Source organism: Saccharopolyspora galaxeae, from assembly GCF_016526145.1.
Lineage (GTDB): Bacteria > Actinomycetota > Actinomycetes > Mycobacteriales > Pseudonocardiaceae > Saccharopolyspora_C > Saccharopolyspora_C galaxeae.
Map to the genome: position 1 here is coordinate 12,580 of NZ_JADDUE010000012.1, position 20,171 is coordinate 32,750.

The following is a 20,171-nucleotide window of genomic DNA, read 5'->3' on the forward strand; positions in this document are numbered from 1 at the left end:
AGCAACGGTGCGCGAAACGCGCCGCGAGGGTTGCCGCCGGTCGGTCGCGCGGTTCTGCGAGGATGCCCGGCATGGCCGATCAACCGCGACTCCTGGAAGGTCTGGATCCGGAGCAGCGGGCAGCGGTCACCGCACCACGCGGCCCGGTCTGCGTGCTGGCGGGCGCGGGCACCGGCAAGACCCGCACGATCACGCACCGCATCGCGTACCTGGTGCAGCGCGGCCTGGTCGTGCCGCAGCAGGTGCTCGCCGTGACGTTCACCGCCCGCGCCGCAGGTGAGATGCGCACCCGGTTGCGCGGGCTCGGCGCCGCAGGAGTGCAGGCGCAGACGTTCCACGCGGCCGCGTTCCGGCAGTTGCGCTACTTCTGGCCGCGGGTGCACGACACCCAGGTTTGGCCGCTGGTGGACAACAAGTTCCGCCTGGTCGTGCAGGCCGCGAACCGGGTCGGCCTGTCCACCGAGAAGGAGTCGGTGCGCGACCTGGCAAGTGAGATCGAATGGTCCAAGGCGGGCCTGGTCGGACCGGACGGCTACGCCACCGCGGCCGCGCGGGCCGGGCGGGACGTGCCGGTCGCGCCGCACCAGCTGGCCAAGGTCTTCGCGGCCTACGAGCAGCTCAAGAACGAAGCCCGGATGCTGGACTTCGACGACCTGCTGCTGCACACCGCGGCGATCCTGGAGGAGCACCCGGACGTCGCCGAGGAGTTCCGCTCCCGGTACCGCTCGTTCGTCGTGGACGAGTACCAGGACGTGAACCCGTTGCAGCAGCGCGTGCTGGACGGGTGGCTGGGTCCGCGCGACGACCTGACCGTGGTCGGTGACGCGAACCAGACGATCTACTCCTTCGCCGGAGCGTCCCCGAAGTGGCTGGTGGGCTTCCCGAAGCGGTTCCCGGAAGCGACCGTGGTCCGCCTGGAACGCGACTACCGCTCCACTCCGCAGGTGGTCTCGCTGGCGAACAGCGTGATCGGCGCGGCCCGCGAACGCCCCGCCGGGACGCGGCTCAGGCTCGTCGGCCAGCGCGCGGACGGCCCGGAACCGGAGTTCGCCGAGTACGACCACGAGCCCGCGGAAGCCGAAGCGCTCGCCCGCAGGATCGCCGAGCTGGCGGGCCGCGGCGTGGCGCTGTCCGAGATCGCCATCCTGTTCCGCGTCAACGCGCAGTCCGAGGTCTACGAGAAGGCGCTGTCCGACGCCGAGATCCCGTACCAGGTCCGCGGCGGTGAGCGGTTCTTCGCCCGCAACGAGGTGCGCCAGGCGATGGTCGCGCTGCGCACCGCCGAGAACCGGTCCGACGCTGGTGCGGACCTGCCCGCCGCGGTGCGCTCGGTGCTCGGCGAGGTCGGGTTGACCGAGGAGCCCCCGCCGGGCGGTTCGGCCCGCGAGCGCTGGGAATCGTTGATCTCGCTGGTCGAATTGGCCGAGGAGCTGGCTTCGTCGGTTCCCGACGCGGGCCTGCCGCGCTACGTCGCCGAGCTGGAGGCCCGCGCGGAGTCGCAGCACCCGCCGACCGTCGAAGGCGTCACGCTCGCCTCGCTGCACGCAGCGAAGGGCTTGGAGTGGGATGCGGTGTTCCTGGCCGGGCTGGTCGAGGGCACGCTGCCGATCCAGCACGCCGAGGACGACGCCGCGATCGAGGAGGAGCGGCGGCTGTTCTACGTCGGCGTCACCCGCGCCCGCGAGCACCTGCACCTGTCCTGGGCGCTGGCCCGCGCCGCGGACGGCCGCCGCTACCGGCGCCGGAGCCGGTTCCTGTACGGCCAGGTCCCGGACGGGCATCCGGCGGCGCTGCCCGCGAAGACCCGTTCGGCGGCGGCCGCCGCGCCGCGCAACCGGTCCCAGCCGCGCTGCCGCAGCTGCACGGCGGTGCTGGTGAGCACGATGGACATCAAGCTCGGCCGCTGCGCGGACTGCCCGTCCGATGTGGACGAGACCTTGCTGGAGCGGCTGCGCGCCTGGCGCGGCGAACGCGCCCGGCAGCTGAGCGTGCCCGCCTACGTCGTGTTCACCGACGCGACGCTGACCGCGATCGCCGAGCAGCGGCCGCCGGACGAGGCCGCGCTGGTGGCGATCTCCGGCATCGGAGCGACCAAGGTCCGCAAGTTCGGCGCCGACGTGCTCGCCCTGGTGCAGGGCGAGCACACCCGCAGCTGATCCGCCCGAGCCCGCTCCGGTTGCGCTGAACAGCATTTTTTCCGCGATCGGCGGAACTTCGAAAAATCGGTTGCGGGCCGCTTCGCGGGCCCCATACTCTGCATATCGCGCAGCCGAGGTGTCCGGAACCCGGCGTCGACCCGGAAGGAGGTGGCAGTGATGAAGAGCTTGCAGACGCTCGGTACCCCTGGCCACCCCATGTCCGGGGGTACCGCGCTGTTCCAGGAATTTCCGGCCTGGCTCGGCTATGACCGCGTTCGCACCCTGCCGCGTCTGATCGACGTGGCACTGCCGGTTGCCGACCGTTCCGTGCCGGTTCGCATGGAGTCGTTCCTCGATCCACTGATCTAGGACCGCCCTCCAGGGCTTTTTCGAAGGCCGCGGACCCGCACCAGCCGGGTCCGCGGCCTTTTTGTGCGCACCCACCTCGAAGCAAATGCCGATGTTCTGGGGAATTCCCCACCGTCCGCGCGGGCAGCCGCACTGCCCGGGCAGGTAGGAGGAAAGATGTTCAGCACGAGCGTCCCGATATGCAGCGGGACGGACGGCGAAGGCGGTGGCGCCGTCGGCGCGCTGCTCGACGCCAGCGGGCAGGCCGAGCAGGTGCCCTGCCGCCGCGACCCCGACCTGTGGTTCGCCGAGGCCCCCGCGGAGCTGGAGCGGGCCAAGGCGCTGTGCGCGGACTGCCCGATCAAGCAGCCCTGCTTGGAGGGCGCGTTGTCCCGGGGCGAGCCCTGGGGCGTGTGGGGCGGGGAGATCTTCGAGCGCGGCGCGGTCGTCGCGCGCAAGCGGCCCCGCGGCCGTCCCCGCAAGAACGCCGCCGAGCCGGCGCGGCAATCGGTTTCCGCACAGCAATCCTCCGGGAACCGGACCGCAGATCAGCAGCAGACCGCACCGGAGACTTCCGGCGCGCAGCGGGACGAACAGGAGCAGGCGGCATGAACGCCCACGACGCACTCACCGGATCCCACCGAGCCATCACCCACTCGAAAGAAGCGATCACGATGCTCATTCCAGAAGAACTGGCGAGATCCCGAAAACACGACCTCCTGCGGGAAGCGCGGCAGGCCCGGATGATCCGCGCGTGCACCGCGGGGCGCTGGTGGCGCAAGTTGGCGCGGTTCGCGCAGAAACGCGCGGACCGCGCACGACAACGCGCGGCTTGGCCGTAAAGTGCGCGATCATGGGTCATTCGCATTCGCACGACGGAATCGACTGGGACGACAAGATCGCGTCGCTGCGGGAACGGGACGAACTGCTCGCACCGGAATCCGCGGAGCTGGCGCGGGCGCTGCTGCGCAAGCAGGACCGTTCGGTGATCGACGTGGGTTCCGGGGCGGGCGGCATGTCGGCGGCGTTCGCAGATGCGCTGTGGGACACCGGCGGCACGGTCGTGCTGGTCGATTCGGCGCCGGAGCTGCTGGCGGAGGGCGAACGCAACGCGGCCGCCGCGGCGGGCTCCGGCGTCGCGGTGCGCTCGGTCGCCGTCGATGTAGCTGCGGGTGACCTGTCCCAGGTCGGTGTGGCCGACCTGGTGTTCGCCTCCCGCGCGGTGCACCACCTGCCGGACCAGGTCGCCGGTCTGCGGCGGCTGGCGAGTCTGGTGCGGCCGGGCGGCCAGCTGGCGATCGTGGAGTCCGGGCTCGAATCGCGGGCGTTGCCGTGGGACGTGGGGCTGGCCGAACCGGGCCTGGAGCCGCGGCTGGCCGCGGCCCGGGCCGAGTGGTTCCGCGAGATGCGGGCGGACATGGGCGGCTCGGTGCGGATGCCGTTCGGCTGGTCCCGCGCGCTGGCCGAGGCCGGTCTGGAGCAGGTGCGTTCCTGGACGCAGCTGGTGGACCGCCCCGCGCCGGTGTCCGGTCCGGCGTTCACGGCCGTCCTGGAACGCCTGGAGTGGTTGCGCCGCGGCGCGGAGGGCCGGGTCGCGCAGCAAGATCTCGACGCGGTCGACGCGCTGCTCGACCCGGACGGCCCGCACTACGTGGGCGGTCGCGACGACGTGTACTACCTGGTCGCCGACACGGTCCACGTGGGCGGCAAACCCGCCGGTTGAGGTCCGGCGCGGCCGTCCGTCGCCGGTAGCCGCACCGGCCGGCGCCGCAGGCAGGCGATTGCGGTCGGCTCAGTCCTGTGCGGGCTCGGCCGCGAAACCGGGCTGCCAGCGCGTGATGATCTCGCGCGCGGCGAACTCCGAGTCGAGCTGGCACAGGATGCCCGTCGCCCCGAGCGTGACCCGGTGGATCAGCAAGTAGTCCGGGGGCAGGTTCAACGACCGGCCGGTGCGGAAGTCCGGGCTGCGCAGATCACCGACCCGCTCGGCCTGCCGCTGCATCCACTCGCGGCTGAAGTGGAACCGCTCGGTGCGCACCGGGTCCACGAACGGCCCCAGGTAGGCGATCACGTCCTCCGAGCGCAGCGCGCTGTCGGTCTGCACGAACCGGTCATCGCGCAACAGCCTAAGCAGGTCGTCGGCCCGCTCCTCCAGTGCCAGCCGCATCATCCGCCCCAGCACCGGCGGCAGACCGTCGGCCAGCCGGGCGACCGCGCCGAAGTCGATCACGATCAACCGGCCGTCCTCGTCCAGCAGGAAATTGCCGGGATGCGGATCGGCGTGCAGCAGCCCGGAACGCTGCGGCGAGGAGAAGTGGAACTCGGCCAGCAGCCGTCCTGCCTCGTTGCGCTCCTGCTGCGCACCGTCGGCGATGATCTCGGCGAACGGCTTCCCGGTGACCCACTCGGTGATCAGCACCTGCGGGGCGCTGGCCAGCACCTTCGGTACCCGGACCAGGTCGTCGCCGGCGAACGCGGTGGCGAACGCGCGCTGGTTGGCGGCCTCGGTGCGGTAGTCCAGCTCTTCGACCATCCGGTCTTGCAGCTCCGCCAGCAGCGGCTTGATCTCCGCGCCCGGCGCCAGCGACTGGAACAACCGGGAGAACCTGCTCAGCTGGCGCAGGTCCGAACGCAGTGCCTCCGCCGCTCCGGGATACTGCACCTTCACCGCCACGTCCCGGCCGTCGTGCCAGACGGCGCGGTGCACCTGGCCGATGCTGGCAGCGGCCGCGGGCTCGTCGTCGAACTCGGCGAACCGGTCCCGCCAGGCACGCCCGAGCTGGGTGTCGAGCACGCGCCGCACGCTGTCCCCGGACATCGGGGGAGCGGCGGACTGCAGCTTGGTCAACGCCTCCCGGTACGGCTCGGCCATCTCGTCCGGGACGGCGGCCTCGAACACGCTCAACGCCTGGCCGAACTTCATCGCGCCGCCCTTGAGCTGGCCGAGCACGGCGAACAGCTGCTCGGCGGTGCGCGCGGAGAGCTCCGCGTTGATCTCTTCCGAGGTGTGCCCGGTGAGCCGCTTGCCCCAGCCGGCGGCCACCCGCCCGGCCACGCCAAGCGGAAGGCTCGCGAGTTTGGCGGTGCGTTGCGCCGCCCGGCGGGGGATGTCGGTCACGAAGGCTCCTTTGCGCAGCGCAGCAGAACCGTCCCGAGGAACGAAAAGTTTTCGAGTATCGGGGGGGGCCGGAGCACATCGTAGTGGTTCACCGAGGGCTTGTGGGGATCTCGATCGCGCCGGAACCGCCCGCCGGCCCGGCTGTCGATCTTGCCGCCGCCCGTTGCGGCCGCGGCGGCAAGATCGACGGCCTGCCGTGGGTGACGATTCGTGCCTCGGGAACCACGCTTGCTGCGGTGGTGCTCGTGCCGGTCGCTCCCACCAGGTGCGCGACCGGCGCCGCCGCGGGCTCTGCGCCGTCGTCTCGCGATGCCGGCGCCGACGCCCTACGCGAGCCGACCGACCAGCTGCGCCGAGCTCGGGCGGCAGGCGCTCAGGACGACTTGCCCAAGATGCGGGTCATGCGGGTGCCGCACACCGGGCAGGTGCCCTTGGCCATCCGGCGGCCGTTGGTCTCCGTGATCTCGCCGGAGAAGTCCCGCTTCTCCCGGCACTTCACGCAGTAACCGTTGTAGGTCTCGGCCACGGCGCTCTCCTTCGTGTCGTGCTGGCAGCGGCGCCTCGCGCCGCCGGTCCGCCCGGTCCGGGCCGCGCAGGGAACCGTACCGGCGATCGAATCGCTAGCACTGCATTACGGTGATCGCATGTTCGGGCGAATGGAGTAACGCTTTAGGGGATCACGCCGAGTAGGCGCTGCGGAAATGCTCACAGCCGTGTCCCGCTGTCGGTGTCGGTCGCTAGGGTCGGATCTCGTGGCAGAACCGCAGGTCGAGGTGCGCCGCAGCAAACGCCGCCGCCAGACCGTCAGCGCGTATCGGGATGGCGACAAGGTCGTGGTGCTGCTCCCGGCACGGATGAGCCGGGCAGAAGAGAAGAAATGGGTGGCCGAGATGCTCAGCCGCCTGCAACGCAGCGAAACCCGCCGCCGGTCACCGGCGCGGGAGTCGGACGAGGCGCTGGTGCAGCGCTGCCGCGAACTCTCCGAGCAGTACTTGGACGATCGCGCCGAGCCGCGCTCGATCCGCTGGGTGCCGCCGATGCGCACCCGCTGGGCCTCGTGCACGCCGAGTTCCAAGACCATCCGGATCAGCAACCGGCTGCGCGACGTGCCGAGCTGGGTGCTGGACTACGTGCTGGTGCACGAACTCACGCACCTGCTGGTTCCCGGGCACGGCGCGGACTTCTGGAAGTGGGTCAACCGCTACCCGAAGACCGAGCGCGCCGTGGGCTACCTGGAAGGGCTCTCCGCCGCGGCGAACCTGGACCTGACCTTGGACGGCGATCCGGTGGACTGATGCCGGCGCCGCAGCCACAACGGCGCCCCGCGCTTTCCGAGCGAACGGACCGTTCGACCAAGCTAGTGGGACGAACAGGCCGTTCACTCCGCGGCGCCGGTTTGTGTGCGGGCGACGCGGCCGTCACTTGTCCTGCTGGTCGTCCCGGCCCTGCTGGTCGTTCTCGCCCTGCTCGCCGCCGTCCTGGCCCGCTTCGTCCTGCTTCGCCTCGTCCTGTTCGGCCGCCTCGGCGCGCTTGATCGCGGCGATCGGGTCGTCCAGGTCGGAACTCGCGCCCCAGCGATCGGCGAAGTCCAACGGCTCGTCCAGGTCGGCCGCGCTCGGCAGCAGGTCGGGGTGGTCCCAAACCCGGTCCCGGCTGTCCACGCCGTGCCGCTCGGTCATCAGCCGCCACAGGTTCGCCGCGTCCCGCAGCCGCCGCGGCCGCAGCTCCAGGCCGATCAGCGTGGCGAAGGTCTGCTCGGCGGGCCCGCCGCTGGCGCGCCTGCGGCGGATCGTCTCGCGCAACGCGTCCGCTCCCGGCAGCCGGTCGCTGACCGCGTCCGAGACGACCACGTCCACCCAGCCCTCGACCAGCGCGAGCAGCGTCTCCAGCCGGGTCAGCGCGGCCTGCTGCTCCGGGGTGTTCTTCGGCTCGAGCATCCCGGACCCCATCAGCTCCTGCATCGAGCTGGGATCCGTCGGGTCGATCTTGCTGGCCATGTCCTCCAGCGAGGAGGTGTCGACCTGGATGCCGCGCGCGTACTCCTCGACGGTGGCCAGCAGCCGCTGCCGCAGCCACGGCACGTGGCTGAACAGCCGGTGGTGCGCGGCCTCCCGCGCGGCCAGGAACAAGGTGACCTCTTCGAGCGGGCGGTCCAGCCCCTCGACGAAGCGCTGCACGTTCGCGGGCAGCAGCGCGGCGGTGCCCTCCGGCGCCAGCGGCAGGCCGACGTCGGTGGAGGTGAGCACCTCGGCGCCGAGCTCGGCGAGGCTGTTGCCCAGCTGCGAACCGAACCCGAGTCCGCCCATCTGCCCGAGCATGGACAGCAGCGGCCCCGCCGCCTGCTTGGCCTCCTCCGGCAACGCCTCCAGCCAGGCGCTCGACACCCGCTGGGCCACCGGGTCGCACAGCCGCTGCCAGGTCGGCAGCGTCTGCTCCACCCAGTCCACCGACGACCAGGACTTGACCGAGCGCACTCCGGCGGGCAGCGCCGTCATCGGATCCGTCCACAGCTCGGCCAGGTGCATCGCGTCCTCGATGCCCTTCACCTGCTGCTGGCTGGGCCGCTCGGTGCGCTGGTTGTTGTGCAACTGCTGCACCGCGAGCTGCTTGGCCAGGTCGTAGTTGACCGGCCCGGAACCGGAACCACCTGGCTGCCCGGAGTGGCTCAGCGCCTGGCCGAGCTGGGTGAGCATCTGCCCGAGCTGGCCCATGTCGAAGTTCGGCATCCCGCCCGGTCCGCCCGAACCGCCGGGCAGCGAGCCGAAGCCGAACCCGAAGCCGGACTGCTGCCCGGAATCGCCGGCGCCACCCTCGGAGCGCCCTTCCGACGAGTCGCGCTTGTCGCGGTCGTCGTCGGGATCCTGCGGGCTGAACCCGAACGGCGTGTCACTCATGCTTCCACCGTACGCGGGCGGGGCGTGCGCGGATAAGGCGCTCACCTGCCCGGTTCGGCGGATGTTCGCAGCTCGTGGCTTGATCGGCGGCGCACCCGGCGGCGGGAATCTCGCGCACGGCGAACACGTACGCTGTCGGCTCGTGACCCGTCGTACCTGGACCTTATTGATCAGCGTCGTCCTCGTCGTCGCATTCGGGCTGCTCGGCGGCTTCGTCCGGGTGCCCTACGTGGCGCTCGGACCGGGGCCGACGTACAACACGCTCGGCGAGGACGGCGGCACGCCCGTGATCAACATCGACGGGCAGCGCACCTACCCGACGGCCGGGAACCTGAACATGACCACGGTGTCGGTCGCCGATCACCTCTCGCTGCTCGGCGCGCTGGGGATGTGGGTCAGCGGCCGTTACGCGCTGGCGCCGCGGGAGGTCTACTACCCGCCGACCAAGACCGAGCAGCAGATCGAGCAGGAGAACACCGAGGCGTTCAACGACTCGCAGACCTCCGCGGAGACCGCGGCGCTGCGCCACCTCGGCTATCCGACGAAGGTCGTCGCCGGCCAGGTCGTCAAGGGCAGCCCCGCGGACGCGGTGCTCGACGCCGGGGACCAGATCCTGTCGGTCAACGGGCGGCCGATCACCGACGCGGCCGCGCTGCAGGCGGCGGTGGGTGGCAGCCCGCCGGGCCAGGCGGTGCAGCTGACGTTCCGGCACGGCGACGAAGCGCCGCGCACCGTGCCGGTGCCGCTCGCCCCGGCGCCGGACGGGCGGCCGAACGGGTTCCTCGGGGTCGCGGCCAGCGGGCAGCCGGACGTGCCGTTCCGCATCGACATCAGCCTCGCCGACGTCGGCGGGCCCTCGGCCGGACTGATGTTCTCGCTGGCCATCGTGGACAAGCTGACGCCGGGTGAGCTCAACGGCGGGAAGTTCGTGGCGGGCACCGGCGAGATCACCGACACCGGCCAGGTCGGACCGATCGGCGGCATCCCGTTCAAGATGACGATGGCCCGGGAGGCGGGCGCGACGATCTTCATGGTGCCCGCGGGCAACTGCGCGGAGGCGAAGTCGCAGGCTCCGGACGGACTGCAGCTGGTTCGGGCGGGCACTCTCGACGAGGCCACCAAGGCACTCGACACCATCCGCGCAGGCGGCGTACCCCCGAGCTGCTGACCACCGTTCACCAGGAGTGAACGGACCGCTCGCCCAATCTATTAGGACCAGCGGTCCGCTCACTCGGCACGTCGATGCGCTGATCAAGTGAGCCGCGGGCGTGTCGGCTCGATCCCGAGCCGCGGGGACAAGCCGGATCGTTCGGAGTGAACGGAACTTTCGCCGAATCTACTCGGACGAACGGTCCGCTCACTCCGCATGCGTTCGCGGTGATCGGGCGAAGCACCGGCGCGTCGGCGGAAGGTCAGGCGGCGAAGGTTTCATGCAGCGCCCGGAGGAGGTTCGGGGCCAGCGACGGATCCTGGATCAGCTCGCCCTCCTCGGCCACGCGCAGCCGCAGCACGCAGGTCTCACCGCCGTCCCGCAGCACCGCCGCGACCAGCCGCGCCTCCTGCCGGTCCGGATGTTCGGCCGCCGTCTCGCGCGCCTGCTCGTCGTCGGAGGGCAGTTCCGCCTCGGCCTCCGGCGGCAGCACCACGATCTCCTGCACCAGCGCGCACCCGGCGACCTGCTCGGGCCAGGCGACCCGGGACAGCGCGTCGCCGAGGTCCTCGGCGGGCAGCGAGTCCTGCGCGATCGGCGTCAGCGGGGCTTCCGGATCCAGTTCCTCGGCCAGGTTCGGCTCGTTGGCCAGCAGCTGGGCGGTCGGCACCAGCGCGAAGATCTGCGCGGGCTGATCCCAGCCCGCGGCGGCCACGAACTCCTCGATCTCGCGGGCGGAACCGGGCAGGGCGGCGGCGAGCTCCTCGCCGGAAGCGGCTGACATGCCGGTCATCGTCGCAGCCGGACCGCAGGTGCGGCGCAGCCGCCGTGACCTGCGGGCGAGATGCCGGATTCGCCGGAATCCGAGTGCGCTCCGGGAAACCCCCGGCGACGTCGTAGAGTTGAACATCATGCGGGGTCCGTGCACCCCGCCGGCCCGTCGATCGTCGCCTGGAGTGTGCGCTGTGGCCATGCGGCCCCCGGTTGGAATGCCGAAACTGTCCCGGCGCAGCCGGATCCTGCTGATCATCGGCGGGATCGTGCTGGTGGCGCTGCTGATCTGGTCCAGCCTGGTCGGTGCCTACGTCGACTGGCTCTGGTTCAGCGAAGTCGGCTACCGCGGCGTGTTCACCACCCAGGTGCTCACCCGCGTCGCGCTCGGCGCGGCCGCCGCGGTCTTCCTCGGTGCGGTGCTGCTGCTGAACCTCTGGATCGCTTACCGCACCCGCCCGGTGTTCGTCCCGGTCAGCGGCCCGGAAGATCCGCTCGCCCGGTACCGCACGGTGATCAGCGCGCGGCCGAAGCTGTTCGCCATCGGCATCCCGGTCGCGGTGGCCGTGCTCGGCGGGCTCGCGGCGCAGGCCGACTGGCAGACCGTGCAGCTGTTCCTGCACAGCGTCCCGTTCGGCAAGACCGACCCGCAGTTCGGCCACGACATCAGCTTCTACACCTTCGAGCTGCCGTTCTACCGGTGGCTGCTGTCGTGGAGCTTCGTCGCCGTCACCGTCGCGTTCCTCGGCGCGCTGGTCACGCACTACATCTTCGGCGGCGTCCGGCTGGCGGGACGTGCCGGGCAGCTCGCCGCGCCCACCCGCGTGCAGCTGGCCGTGCTCGCCGGGATCTTCGTGCTGCTCAAGGCCGTCGACTACTTCTTCGACCGCTACGACCTGCTGCTGTCCCAGCGCAACTCGCTGTTCACCGGTGCCACCTACACCGACCTGAACGCGCTGATGCCCGCCAAGCTGATCCTGCTGTGCATCGCGGTGTTCTGCGCCTGCGCCTTCTTCGCCGCGGTGTTCCTGCGCGACCTGCGGATCCCGGCGCTGGCCACGGTGCTGCTGGTGCTCTCCAGCGTGCTGGTCGGCGCGGTCGGGCCCGCGCTGCTCGAGCAGTTCTCCGTGAAACCGAACGCCAACCAGCGCGAAGCCGAGTCGATCAAGCGCAACATCGACGCCACCCGCAACGCCTTCAAGATCGGCCCGGAAAACGTCGACGTCAAGGACTACCCGGGGGTGACGAACCTGCAGCCGCAGCAGGTCGCCGACGACCCCGGCACCATCCCGAACATCCGGCTGCTGGACCCGAGCGTGCTGTCCGACACGTTCACCCAGCTCACCCAGCAGTACAACTTCTACGGATTCCCGGACAAGCTGGACGTGGACCGCTACCGCGGCCCGGACGGGCAGCTGCAGGACTACCTGGTCGCGCTGCGTGAGATCAACACCAACGGGCTGGCCGCCAACCAGCAGTCCTGGATCAACCAGCACATGGTCTACACGCACGGCAACGGGTTCGTCAGCGCGCCGGCCGACCGTGTCGACTCGACCTACCAGGAAGGCCGCACCCAGGGCGGCTACCCGGTGTTCTCGGTCAGCGACGTGGCCAACGGCGGCCGCGGCGAGATCCCCGTGGACCAGCCGCGCAGCTACTTCGGCGAACTCGCGTCGACCTACGCCATCGTCGGCGGCGACCCGGGCGACGCGCCGCGGGAGTACGACACCGACCGCAGCGCCTACACCTACCAGGGCAAGGGCGGCGTGCCGCTGGGGAACTGGTTCAACCGGCTGATCTTCGCCGCGCACTACACCGAGCGGAACATCCTGTTCAACCAGGCCATCGGAGACAACTCGAAGATCATCTACGAGCGGAACCCGCGCGACCGGGTGCAGAAGGCCGCGCCCTGGCTGAAGGTCGACGGCGACCCTTACCCGGCAGTGGTCAACGGCCGGATCAAGTGGATCGTCGACGGCTACACCACGCTGAACAACTACCCGTACTCCGAACTCACCGAACTCGGCGAAGCCACCAACGACACGCTGCCCGGGGTGCAGCGCCAGCCGAACCAGCAGATCAACTACATCCGCAACTCGGTGAAGGCGACCGTCGACGCCTACGACGGCAGCGTCGACCTGTACTCCGTCGACGACCAGGACCCGGTGCTCAAGGCCTGGCAAGGCGTGTTCCCCGGAACCGTCAAACCCTCCAGCGAGATCAGCCCCGAACTGCGCAGGCACTTCCGCTACCCCGAAGACCTGTTCAAGGTCCAGCGCAGCCTGCTGACCGAATACCACGTGGACAACCCGGCGGACTTCTACTCCACCCAGACCTTCTGGGAAGTCCCGCCGGACCCCACCAGCAACGGGCAAGGCGGCTCCGCCGCGCAAGGCAACCAGCAGCCGCCGTACTACGTCGTCGCCCAAGTCCCCGGCCAAGACCGGCCGAAGTTCCAGCTCACCAGCGCGCTCACCGCGCTGCGCAGGCAGAACATGGCCGCCTGGGTCTCGGCCTCCTCCGACCCGCGCGACTACGGCAAGCTCACCGTGCTGCGACTGCCCACCAACACCCAGACCGCCGGGCCGAACCAGGTCCAGAACCAGATGGAATCCACCCCGGAGGTCACCGAGAACCGCACCCTGTTCAACAACCCCAACGTCCGCCCCATCTTCGGGAACCTGCTCACGCTGCCCGTCGCCGGTGGGCTGCTCTACGTCGAACCGATCTACATCCAGCGCAACGAGCAGGACTCCTACCCGCAGCTCGCGCGGGTGCTCGTCTCGTTCGGCGGCGACGTCGGCTTCGCCGAAACCCTGCCGAAGGCACTGGAACAGATCTTCGGCGCAGGCGCGGGCGACGCCACCGGCCCCGGACAGGAGCAGCAACGACCGCCCGAGCAGCAGCAACCGCCCGGGCAGCCCGGGCAGCAAGCAACACCCGAGCTGCAGCAGGCCGTCTCGGACATCCGCGGCGCGCTCGAACAGGTCCGCTCCGCGCAGCAGTCCGGCAACCTCGGCGACCTCGGCACCTCGTTCCAGCAGCTCAACCAAGCCATCGCCCGGTTCGAGCAACTCCAGGGCAACGGCGGCTGAGGCCAGGGGGTGGGTCGCCGCGCGACGCGACCCACCCCCCGGTTCTTCACCCGACGAGCCGTCGCGTAAGCTGATGGCACAACGAAAGACGGCGCGGGGTGGAGCAGTTCGGTAGCTCGCTGGGCTCATAACCCAGAGGTCGCAGGTTCGAATCCTGTCCCCGCTACGAGCAGTGTGTTTGAGGCCCCCGCCTGTTGGCGGGGGCCTCTTCCCGTTTGGGGCGGTGTTTGTACGGGGGCCGAGCCCCCGTAGGCCCCCACGGTGCGGTGGTTGCGCGGTGCTGGCTCCTCACCTTTCGGTTTTTGGGGGCTTGGGGAGCGGCCAATAATCGGGGGGGGGGCAGCTGTCTGTGTGCGTGTGTGGGGCTCGCTTTCGCGTCGTGGTGTGGTGCCGCGGGTTTTGGTGTGGGAGGGGTGTGAGCTGCGGTGGAGATGCGAGTGGTGTGGGTGTCCAGAGGGCAGGGACTGGTTTGGAGGGGGTGGGCGTTGGAGGAGTTCGCCGGGGTGTAGAGTTAGCGGCACAACAACGAAAGACGGCGCGGGGTGGAGCAGTTCGGTAGCTCGCTGGGCTCATAACCCAGAGGTCGCAGGTTCGAATCCTGTCCCCGCTACGAGCAGTCTGTTTGAGGCCCCCGCCTGTTGGCGGGGGCCTCTTCCCGTTTGGGGCGGTTTTTTACGGGGGCCGAGTCCCCGTGGGCCCCCACGGTGCGGTGGTTGCGGCGCGTTGGTTCCTTGCGTTTCGAGTCCAAGGGCCTGGGGAGCGACCAGCAATGTGCGGGGCGGTCGAGTCGCAGTCGTGGTCGCTTCGACTTGGTGTGTCTTGTGTGGGCCTGCGGGGCTCGCTTCGCATCGCGGTGTGAGGTGGGGTGCTGCGGGCTCATCGGTAAGTCGATGGGTCTCGCGTGGGGCGCGGGTTGTGGATTCGGGCATGTGGGGGTGTGTTCTGGGGTATGGGGGTTGGAAGGGAGCGGTGCTTGTGGCGTAAGAGGACGGTGCGAGTGCGAGGAAAGTGTTGGGAGTCAAGGAGATCGGGTGGAGCGCGCCCAGATCTTGGCGCACGCGGGGGAACACAGGCGATCCGCAGGCGCCACACCCGGCAGCGGGCGCATCGGGCGGGTGCACACCGCGCACACGTGACGCCTGGAGCGAAATTTTTTGCGCACACAACTGAAAAATCCGAGCAGTCCGCCGCCGCGCCACATCCTCGACCTCCGTCCGAACACGACCGCCGGAACGACGATCAGTCGGCACAGCATGTCGAGTAACGCGCAGTGACCGTCCTATTTGGCGCTCAACCGCACCGTTTCGTGCAGGTAGACCGCACGATCAGGTAGCGACGGAGGCCGCTGCGGACTCTTCGCACAGGCTCCGGAACGAGCAGGCGGGCGCCCCGTTCGCCTTTCTGGCAGAGCGATGTGCCCTGGAGCACGCCAGGACGGAGGCATCCGCTCACGCACCGCAGACGGCCGCTGGTCCACCCGGAGCAGTCCGCTGCAACCACAGTGGACAGAACGGCCGACCATTGTGGACAGCCTAGGAGGGCCGTGGCACCGTGGGACTCGTGACTGAGCTGAACGCGACATCCGCCGCCCTGCTGGGGCTGCTGCACGACGGCCCGAAGACCGGGGGGCAGCTCGTCGCTGCCGCCACCGAACGCTTCGGTGGTTTCTTCAGCGTGACCCGCAGCCAGGTGTACCGGGAACTGCCCGCGCTGACCGAGTCCGGACTGCTGCGGCTCGGCAAGCAAGGCCCCCGCTCCAGCCAGCAGTACGCGATCACCGCCGCGGGCAAGCGCGCCTTCAAATCCTGGCTGAACACCGAACCCGGGCCGGACAACGTCCGCAGCCCGCTCATCCTGCGCCTGGTGCACGCCGGGCAGTTGACGGCCAAGCAGCGCACCGCCCTCGTCGAATCCGCCCGCGCGCAGTACACCGCGAAGCTGGACGAGGCGAAGAACGCCGCCAAGGCCGCCGACGACCCGTACGAGAAGGCGGCGGCCGACTTCACCGTCGCGCACAACCGAGCCATCATCAAACTGCTCGACGCCATTCCGGAATGAGCCGCAGCCCCGGCCCGCGGTGGGCCGGGGAATCGTTTCCGGTGCCGCGGGGCCCGTCCTCGTGGGCCGGAGCCCGCTGGTGAAGTACCCTTGAACACCGTGAATCCCGACGTCGCCGCAGACCTCAAGGAACTGTCCACCACGCTCGAAGGCATCGAGAGCGTCATGGACCTGGACGCAGTGCGCGCGCAGATCGCCGAACTGGAGGCCGAGGCCGCCAAGCCGGACCTGTGGGACGACGTCGAGCACGCGCAGCAGGTCAGCAGCCAGCTGGTGCACCGGCAGAACGAGCTGCGCAAGGTGACCGACCTGCGCCAGCGGGTGGAAGACCTGGAGGTGCTCTACCAGCTCGGTGAGGACGAGGGCGACCAGGCCAGCGTCGCCGAAGCCGACGAGGAGCGGAACCGGCTCAAGAAGGAACTCGATGCCCTCGAGGTCCGCACCCTGCTGTCCGGCGAGTACGACGAACGCTCCGCGATGGTCACGGTCCGCGCCGAAGCAGGCGGCATCGACGCGGCGGACTTCGCCGAGATGCTGATGCGGATGTACGTGCGCTGGGCCGAGCGGCACGACTACCCGGTCGAGGTCTACGACACCTCCTACGCCGAAGAAGCCGGCGTCAAATCCGCGACCTTCCGCGTGAACGCCCCCTACGCCTACGGCACGCTGTCGGTGGAGCAGGGCACCCACCGGCTGGTGCGGATCTCCCCGTTCGACAACCAGGGCCGCCGCCAGACCTCGTTCGCCGGGGTCGAAGTGCTGCCGGTGGTGGAGGAGACCGACCACGTCGAAGTCTCGGAGAAGGACATCCGGGTCGACGTGTACCGCTCCTCCGGTCCCGGCGGGCAGAGCGTGAACACCACCGACTCGGCCGTGCGGATCACCCACCAGCCGACCGGCATCGTGGTCTCCTGCCAGAACGAGAAGTCGCAGCTGCAGAACAAGGCCGCCGCGCTGCGGGTGCTGCAGTCCAAGCTGCTGGCCCGCAAGCGGGAGGAGGAGCGCGCCGAGCTCAACGCGCTCAAGGACAGCGGGTCGAGCTGGGGCAACCAGATGCGCTCCTACGTGCTGCACCCGTACCAGATGGTCAAGGACCTGCGCACCGAGCACGAGGTCGGCAACCCGGAGGCGGTGCTGGAAGGCCAGATCGACGGGTTCCTGGAATCGGGCATCCGCTGGCGCCGCCAGCAGGAAGCCGCGGCCTGACCGACGCCGCCGGGCCGAGCGGCCCGCCGCCCTTGCGGGTGAACCGAGCCGATCGCCCACCGGGCCGATGATCAAGCGCTGACCTGCGGTGGGAACCCCGATCTCGGGGTGCTCGCGGACTGGCCCGGGTGAGCCGTAATCCCCCGAACGGTCGCAGGTAAACTCACCGCCCGTGATCCGGCTTGAGCACGTGTCCAAGGGCTACAAGACCTCGACCCGCCCCGCGCTCGACGATGTTTCCGTCGGCGTCGACAGAGGCGAGTTCGTGTTCCTCATCGGCCCCTCCGGCTCGGGGAAGTCGACCTTCCTGCGGCTGCTGCTGCGCGAGGAAGTGCCTTCCCGGGGCCGGGTGTTCGTGGCCGACTGGAACGTCGCGAAACTCCCACGCCGCCGCGTCCCGCGGCTGCGCCAGCGCATCGGGTGCGTGTTCCAGGACTTCCGCCTGCTGAACAACAAGACCGTCGCGGAGAACGTGGCGTTCGCGCTGGAGGTCATCGGCAAGCCCCGGCACACCATTCGCAAGGTGGTGCCGGAAGTGCTGCAGCTGGTGGGCCTGGACGGCAAGGCGGACCGGATGCCGCACGAGCTCTCCGGTGGGGAGCAGCAGCGCGTGGCGATCGCCCGCGCCTTCGTGAACCGTCCGCTGGTCCTGCTGTGCGACGAACCGACGGGCAACCTCGACCCCGATACGAGTCAAGACATCATGCTGCTGCTGGAGCGGATCAACCGCACCGGCACCACAGTGCTGATGGCAACGCACGACCATTCGATCGTTGACTCCATGCGGCGCCGCGTCGTCGAACTCAGCGTCGGCCGAGTGATCCGCGACGACGCCCGCGGCGTCTACGGCGTCGGCCGCTGACCCGTCCCGCACCCCCGAACCCAGCCAGGAAGCACACTCCAAGATGCGCGCGAGCTTCGTATTCAGCGAGGTCATCAACGGCCTTCGGCGCAACGTCACGATGACCATCGCCATGATCCTCACCACGGCCATCTCGGTCGGCCTGCTCGGCGGGGGTCTGCTGGTGGTCCGGCTGATCGACCGGATGCAGGACGTCTACCAGGACCGGGTCGAGGTCGTGGTGTTCCTGACCGACGACATCAGCGCCAACGACAGCAGCTGCACGCAGCAGCCGTGCGCCGGGCTCAAGGGCGAGCTGACCCAGTCGTCCGGTGTCCAGTCGGTCAAGTACGAGAACCGGGACCAGGCGTTCGCGAACTTCCAGAAGGCGTTCGAGAACATGCAGGAGCTGCGGGACGTGGCGCGCAAGGAAGCCATGCCCGCCTCGCTGCGGATCAAGCTCAGCGACCCCGAGCGGTTCGGCGCGATCCAGCAGAAGTTCGAGGGCAAGCCCGGCGTGGACAGCGTCGTCGACCAGGCCGAGTACCTGGACCGGCTGTTCAACGTGCTCAACGGGATCCGCAACGCGACGTTCTCGGTCGCGCTGGTGCAGGCGCTCGGCGCGTTGCTGCTGATCTCCAACACGATTCAGCTCTCGGCGTTCAACCGGAGAACGGAAACCGGCATCATGCGCTTGGTCGGGGCCACGCGCTGGTACACCCAGTTGCCGTTCTTGCTGGAAGCGATGGTGTCCGGGTTGCTCGGCGCGGTGTTGGCGGTCGTCGGACTGCTGATATCGAAGGCGGCGTTCATCGACAGGGTCATGGGGCCGGTGTTCGGCACCGGCATCATCCCGGAGATCGGCTACGCCGACATCGGCGCGGTTTCCCCGATCATGCTGCTGGTGGCGGCGGCGATCTCGGCGACCACCGGTTACGTCACGCTGCGGCTGTACGTGCGGCTCTAGGAAATGGGTTTGACCAGTTGGCTTAGAGTCGAAGCATGGTGAAGGAACGCGGCCGCAAGCTCATCGCCCAGAACCGCAAGGCGCGGCACGACTGGTCGGTGCTGGACACCTACGAGACCGGCATCGTGCTGACCGGTACCGAGGTGAAAAGCCTGCGGCAGGGCAAGGCGTCGCTGGTGGACGCGTTCGCCACCGTGGACGAGGGCGAAGTGTGGCTGCGCAACGCGCACATCCCCGAGTACACCGAGGGGACCTGGACGAACCACGAGCCGCGCAGGTCCCGCAAGCTGCTGCTGCACGGCTGGGAGATCGACCGGCTGCTCGGCAAGATCAAGGAGACCGGGCTGAGCATGGTCCCGCTGTCGATGTACTTCTCCGACGGCAAGGCCAAGGTCGAACTCGCCCTCGCGCGCGGCAAGAAGGCGCACGACAAGCGGCGTGACATGGCCAAGCGGGACGCCGAGCGGGAGATGGCGCGGCACGTCGGCCGAGTGCGCAAGGGCCGCGTGTGACGAGGTCGGACGTGACTGGGTCGGACGTGACTGGGCCGGACGTGACTGGGCCGGAACTGACGGGACCGGAGACCGACGCGCAAGTGCGGCCGTGGCTGGCCGAGCTCGGCATCCCCGGCCTGGTCGATCTGCACACGCACTTCCTGCCGGAACGCGTGCTGCAGAAGGTGTGGGCCTACTTCGACCAGGCAGGCACGCACTACGGCATGGACTGGCCGATCCACTACCGGCACGACGAGCCGACCAGGCTGCGGCTGCTCGGCGAACTCGGCGTCACGACGTTCGCGCCGCTGGTGTACCCGCACAAGACCGGCATGGCGGAGTGGCTGAACGAGTGGGCGCTGGATTTCGGTGCGCGCACGCCCGGTGCGGTGCCCACGGCCACCCTCTACCCGGAGCCGGGCATGGCCCGCTCGCTGAGCGCCGCGCTCGATTCCGGGGCCCGCTGCGTCAAGGTGCACGTTCAAGTCGGCGGGTTCGACCCGCGCGACCCGCTGCTCGACGAATGCTGGGGCAGGCTCGCCGAAGCCGGCGTGCCGGTCGTGGTGCACTGCGGGCACGGCCCGCTGCGCGGTGCGCACACCGGGCTGGACGTGTTCGGCGAGGTGCTGCGCAGGCATCCGTCGCTGACCGCGGTCCTCGCTCATGCCGGAATGCCCGAGTACGGCGCGGCGTTGGACTTGGTGCACCGCTACGAGCGGGTGCACCTCGACACCACGATGGTCGGGGTGGCCTTCACCGAGCAGTTCGCACCGTTGCCGGCTGACTGGTCGGCGCAACTGGCCGCCGTACGCGACCGCGTGGTGCTCGGCACGGACTTCCCGAACATCCCGTACCCGTACGCGGAGCAGCTCGCGGCGATCGCGGGCTGGGCCGGGGCCGACGACCGCCTGGGCACCGACTTCCTGCGTGCGGCGCTGCTGCGCAATCCGGCCCGGCTGCTCGGCGTCGACGGCGCTGACCAGGCGTGACGAGGTTCGGGGATATTGGAATGATCTGCCGAGGGCCACACGTTATGCTGTGGGAAGGCCCGAGCGGCCTGGAAGTGAATGAACGGTACGGCTGCGCTCGAT

Annotated in this window: 18 protein-coding genes and 2 tRNA genes; 16 read left to right on the forward strand and 4 right to left on the reverse strand. The window is 69.8% G+C overall.

Features of this window, described 5'->3' with window-relative positions; all coding sequences use genetic code 11:
- The first annotated feature begins 71 nt into the window (after positions 1 to 71).
- The 5 genes from INP57_RS24155 (at position 72) to INP57_RS24175 (ending at position 4,209) form a co-directional block, all read left to right on the forward strand.
- Positions 72 to 2,156 (forward strand): ATP-dependent DNA helicase UvrD2, encoded by a 2,085-nt coding sequence (locus INP57_RS24155; RefSeq protein ID WP_200072633.1) that lies wholly within the window; start codon positions 72 to 74, stop codon positions 2,154 to 2,156.
- Between the two features lie 159 nt (positions 2,157 to 2,315).
- Complete coding sequence (locus tag INP57_RS24160; protein ID WP_200072634.1) at positions 2,316 to 2,507, forward strand: hypothetical protein; 192 nt, start codon at positions 2,316 to 2,318, stop codon at positions 2,505 to 2,507.
- Between the two features lie 156 nt (positions 2,508 to 2,663).
- On the forward strand, positions 2,664 to 3,098 hold the full coding sequence (locus tag INP57_RS24165) for a WhiB family transcriptional regulator (protein WP_200072635.1): 435 nt from the start codon (positions 2,664 to 2,666) through the stop codon (positions 3,096 to 3,098).
- The gene (locus tag INP57_RS24170; protein WP_200072784.1) at positions 3,095 to 3,328 is read left to right on the forward strand and encodes a hypothetical protein; all 234 of its coding nucleotides are present in this window, start codon (positions 3,095 to 3,097) and stop codon (positions 3,326 to 3,328) included. The genes INP57_RS24165 and INP57_RS24170 overlap by 4 nt, the downstream gene beginning before the upstream one ends.
- An 11-nt stretch (positions 3,329 to 3,339) precedes the next feature.
- The gene (locus INP57_RS24175) at positions 3,340 to 4,209 is read left to right on the forward strand and encodes a class I SAM-dependent methyltransferase (RefSeq protein ID WP_200072636.1); all 870 of its coding nucleotides are present in this window, start codon (positions 3,340 to 3,342) and stop codon (positions 4,207 to 4,209) included.
- A gap of 69 nt (positions 4,210 to 4,278) precedes the next feature.
- On the opposite strand, the gene INP57_RS24180 is transcribed toward INP57_RS24175, so the two are convergent.
- Positions 4,279 to 5,604, reverse strand: coding sequence for an ABC1 kinase family protein (locus INP57_RS24180; RefSeq protein WP_200072637.1), 1,326 nt, complete (start codon positions 5,602 to 5,604; stop codon positions 4,279 to 4,281).
- A gap of 373 nt (positions 5,605 to 5,977) precedes the next feature.
- A complete protein-coding gene (locus INP57_RS24185) occupies positions 5,978 to 6,130 on the reverse strand; it encodes a DUF5679 domain-containing protein (protein WP_200072638.1) in 153 nt (50 codons plus the stop codon).
- A 226-nt stretch (positions 6,131 to 6,356) separates the two neighbouring features.
- Here INP57_RS24185 and INP57_RS24190 point away from each other — a divergent pair, with 226 nt between their 5' ends.
- Complete coding sequence (locus tag INP57_RS24190) at positions 6,357 to 6,899, forward strand: M48 metallopeptidase family protein (protein WP_200072639.1); 543 nt, start codon at positions 6,357 to 6,359, stop codon at positions 6,897 to 6,899.
- 123 nt (positions 6,900 to 7,022) lie between these two features.
- Here the strand turns inward: INP57_RS24190 and INP57_RS24195 are convergent, their stop codons facing one another.
- A complete protein-coding gene (locus INP57_RS24195; RefSeq protein ID WP_200072640.1) occupies positions 7,023 to 8,498 on the reverse strand; it encodes a zinc-dependent metalloprotease in 1,476 nt (491 codons plus the stop codon).
- A gap of 142 nt (positions 8,499 to 8,640) precedes the next feature.
- On the opposite strand from INP57_RS24195, the gene INP57_RS24200 reads away from it, so the two are divergent.
- Positions 8,641 to 9,666 (forward strand): YlbL family protein, encoded by a 1,026-nt coding sequence (locus tag INP57_RS24200; protein WP_307850259.1) that lies wholly within the window; start codon positions 8,641 to 8,643, stop codon positions 9,664 to 9,666.
- A 244-nt stretch (positions 9,667 to 9,910) separates the two neighbouring features.
- On the opposite strand, the gene INP57_RS24205 is transcribed toward INP57_RS24200, so the two are convergent.
- Positions 9,911 to 10,432 (reverse strand): PPA1309 family protein, encoded by a 522-nt coding sequence (locus INP57_RS24205; protein ID WP_200072642.1) that lies wholly within the window; start codon positions 10,430 to 10,432, stop codon positions 9,911 to 9,913.
- A gap of 187 nt (positions 10,433 to 10,619) precedes the next feature.
- On the opposite strand from INP57_RS24205, the gene INP57_RS24210 reads away from it, so the two are divergent.
- The 9 genes from INP57_RS24210 to INP57_RS24250 all read left to right on the forward strand — a co-directional run bounded on the left by INP57_RS24210 (position 10,620) and on the right by INP57_RS24250 (position 20,069).
- Positions 10,620 to 13,514: a UPF0182 family protein gene (locus tag INP57_RS24210; protein ID WP_200072643.1), complete on the forward strand. Its 2,895-nt coding sequence runs from the start codon at positions 10,620 to 10,622 to the stop codon at positions 13,512 to 13,514.
- A 92-nt stretch (positions 13,515 to 13,606) separates the two neighbouring features.
- Positions 13,607 to 13,680: transfer RNA gene (locus INP57_RS24215), tRNA-Met, on the forward strand.
- Between the two features lie 370 nt (positions 13,681 to 14,050).
- Positions 14,051 to 14,124: transfer RNA gene (locus tag INP57_RS24220), tRNA-Met, on the forward strand.
- Between the two features lie 950 nt (positions 14,125 to 15,074).
- Positions 15,075 to 15,572 carry a PadR family transcriptional regulator gene (locus tag INP57_RS24225; protein WP_200072644.1) on the forward strand — a complete coding sequence of 166 codons (498 nt, stop codon included), beginning with the start codon at positions 15,075 to 15,077 and terminating at the stop codon, positions 15,570 to 15,572.
- Between the two features lie 99 nt (positions 15,573 to 15,671).
- Positions 15,672 to 16,778 (forward strand): peptide chain release factor 2, encoded by a 1,107-nt coding sequence (gene prfB / locus INP57_RS24230; protein WP_200072645.1) that lies wholly within the window; start codon positions 15,672 to 15,674, stop codon positions 16,776 to 16,778.
- A gap of 172 nt (positions 16,779 to 16,950) precedes the next feature.
- Positions 16,951 to 17,640, forward strand: a complete 690-nt coding sequence (gene ftsE / locus INP57_RS24235) for a cell division ATP-binding protein FtsE (protein ID WP_200072646.1) — start codon at positions 16,951 to 16,953, stop codon at positions 17,638 to 17,640.
- Positions 17,641 to 17,683: 43 nt separating this feature from the next.
- Positions 17,684 to 18,586 (forward strand): permease-like cell division protein FtsX, encoded by a 903-nt coding sequence (ftsX, locus tag INP57_RS24240; RefSeq protein WP_200072647.1) that lies wholly within the window; start codon positions 17,684 to 17,686, stop codon positions 18,584 to 18,586.
- Positions 18,587 to 18,621: 35 nt separating this feature from the next.
- Complete coding sequence (smpB, locus tag INP57_RS24245) at positions 18,622 to 19,098, forward strand: SsrA-binding protein SmpB (protein ID WP_200072648.1); 477 nt, start codon at positions 18,622 to 18,624, stop codon at positions 19,096 to 19,098.
- Positions 19,099 to 19,139: 41 nt separating this feature from the next.
- Positions 19,140 to 20,069, forward strand: a complete 930-nt coding sequence (locus tag INP57_RS24250) for an amidohydrolase family protein (RefSeq protein WP_295145577.1) — start codon at positions 19,140 to 19,142, stop codon at positions 20,067 to 20,069.
- Positions 20,070 to 20,171: the final 102 nt, after the last annotated feature.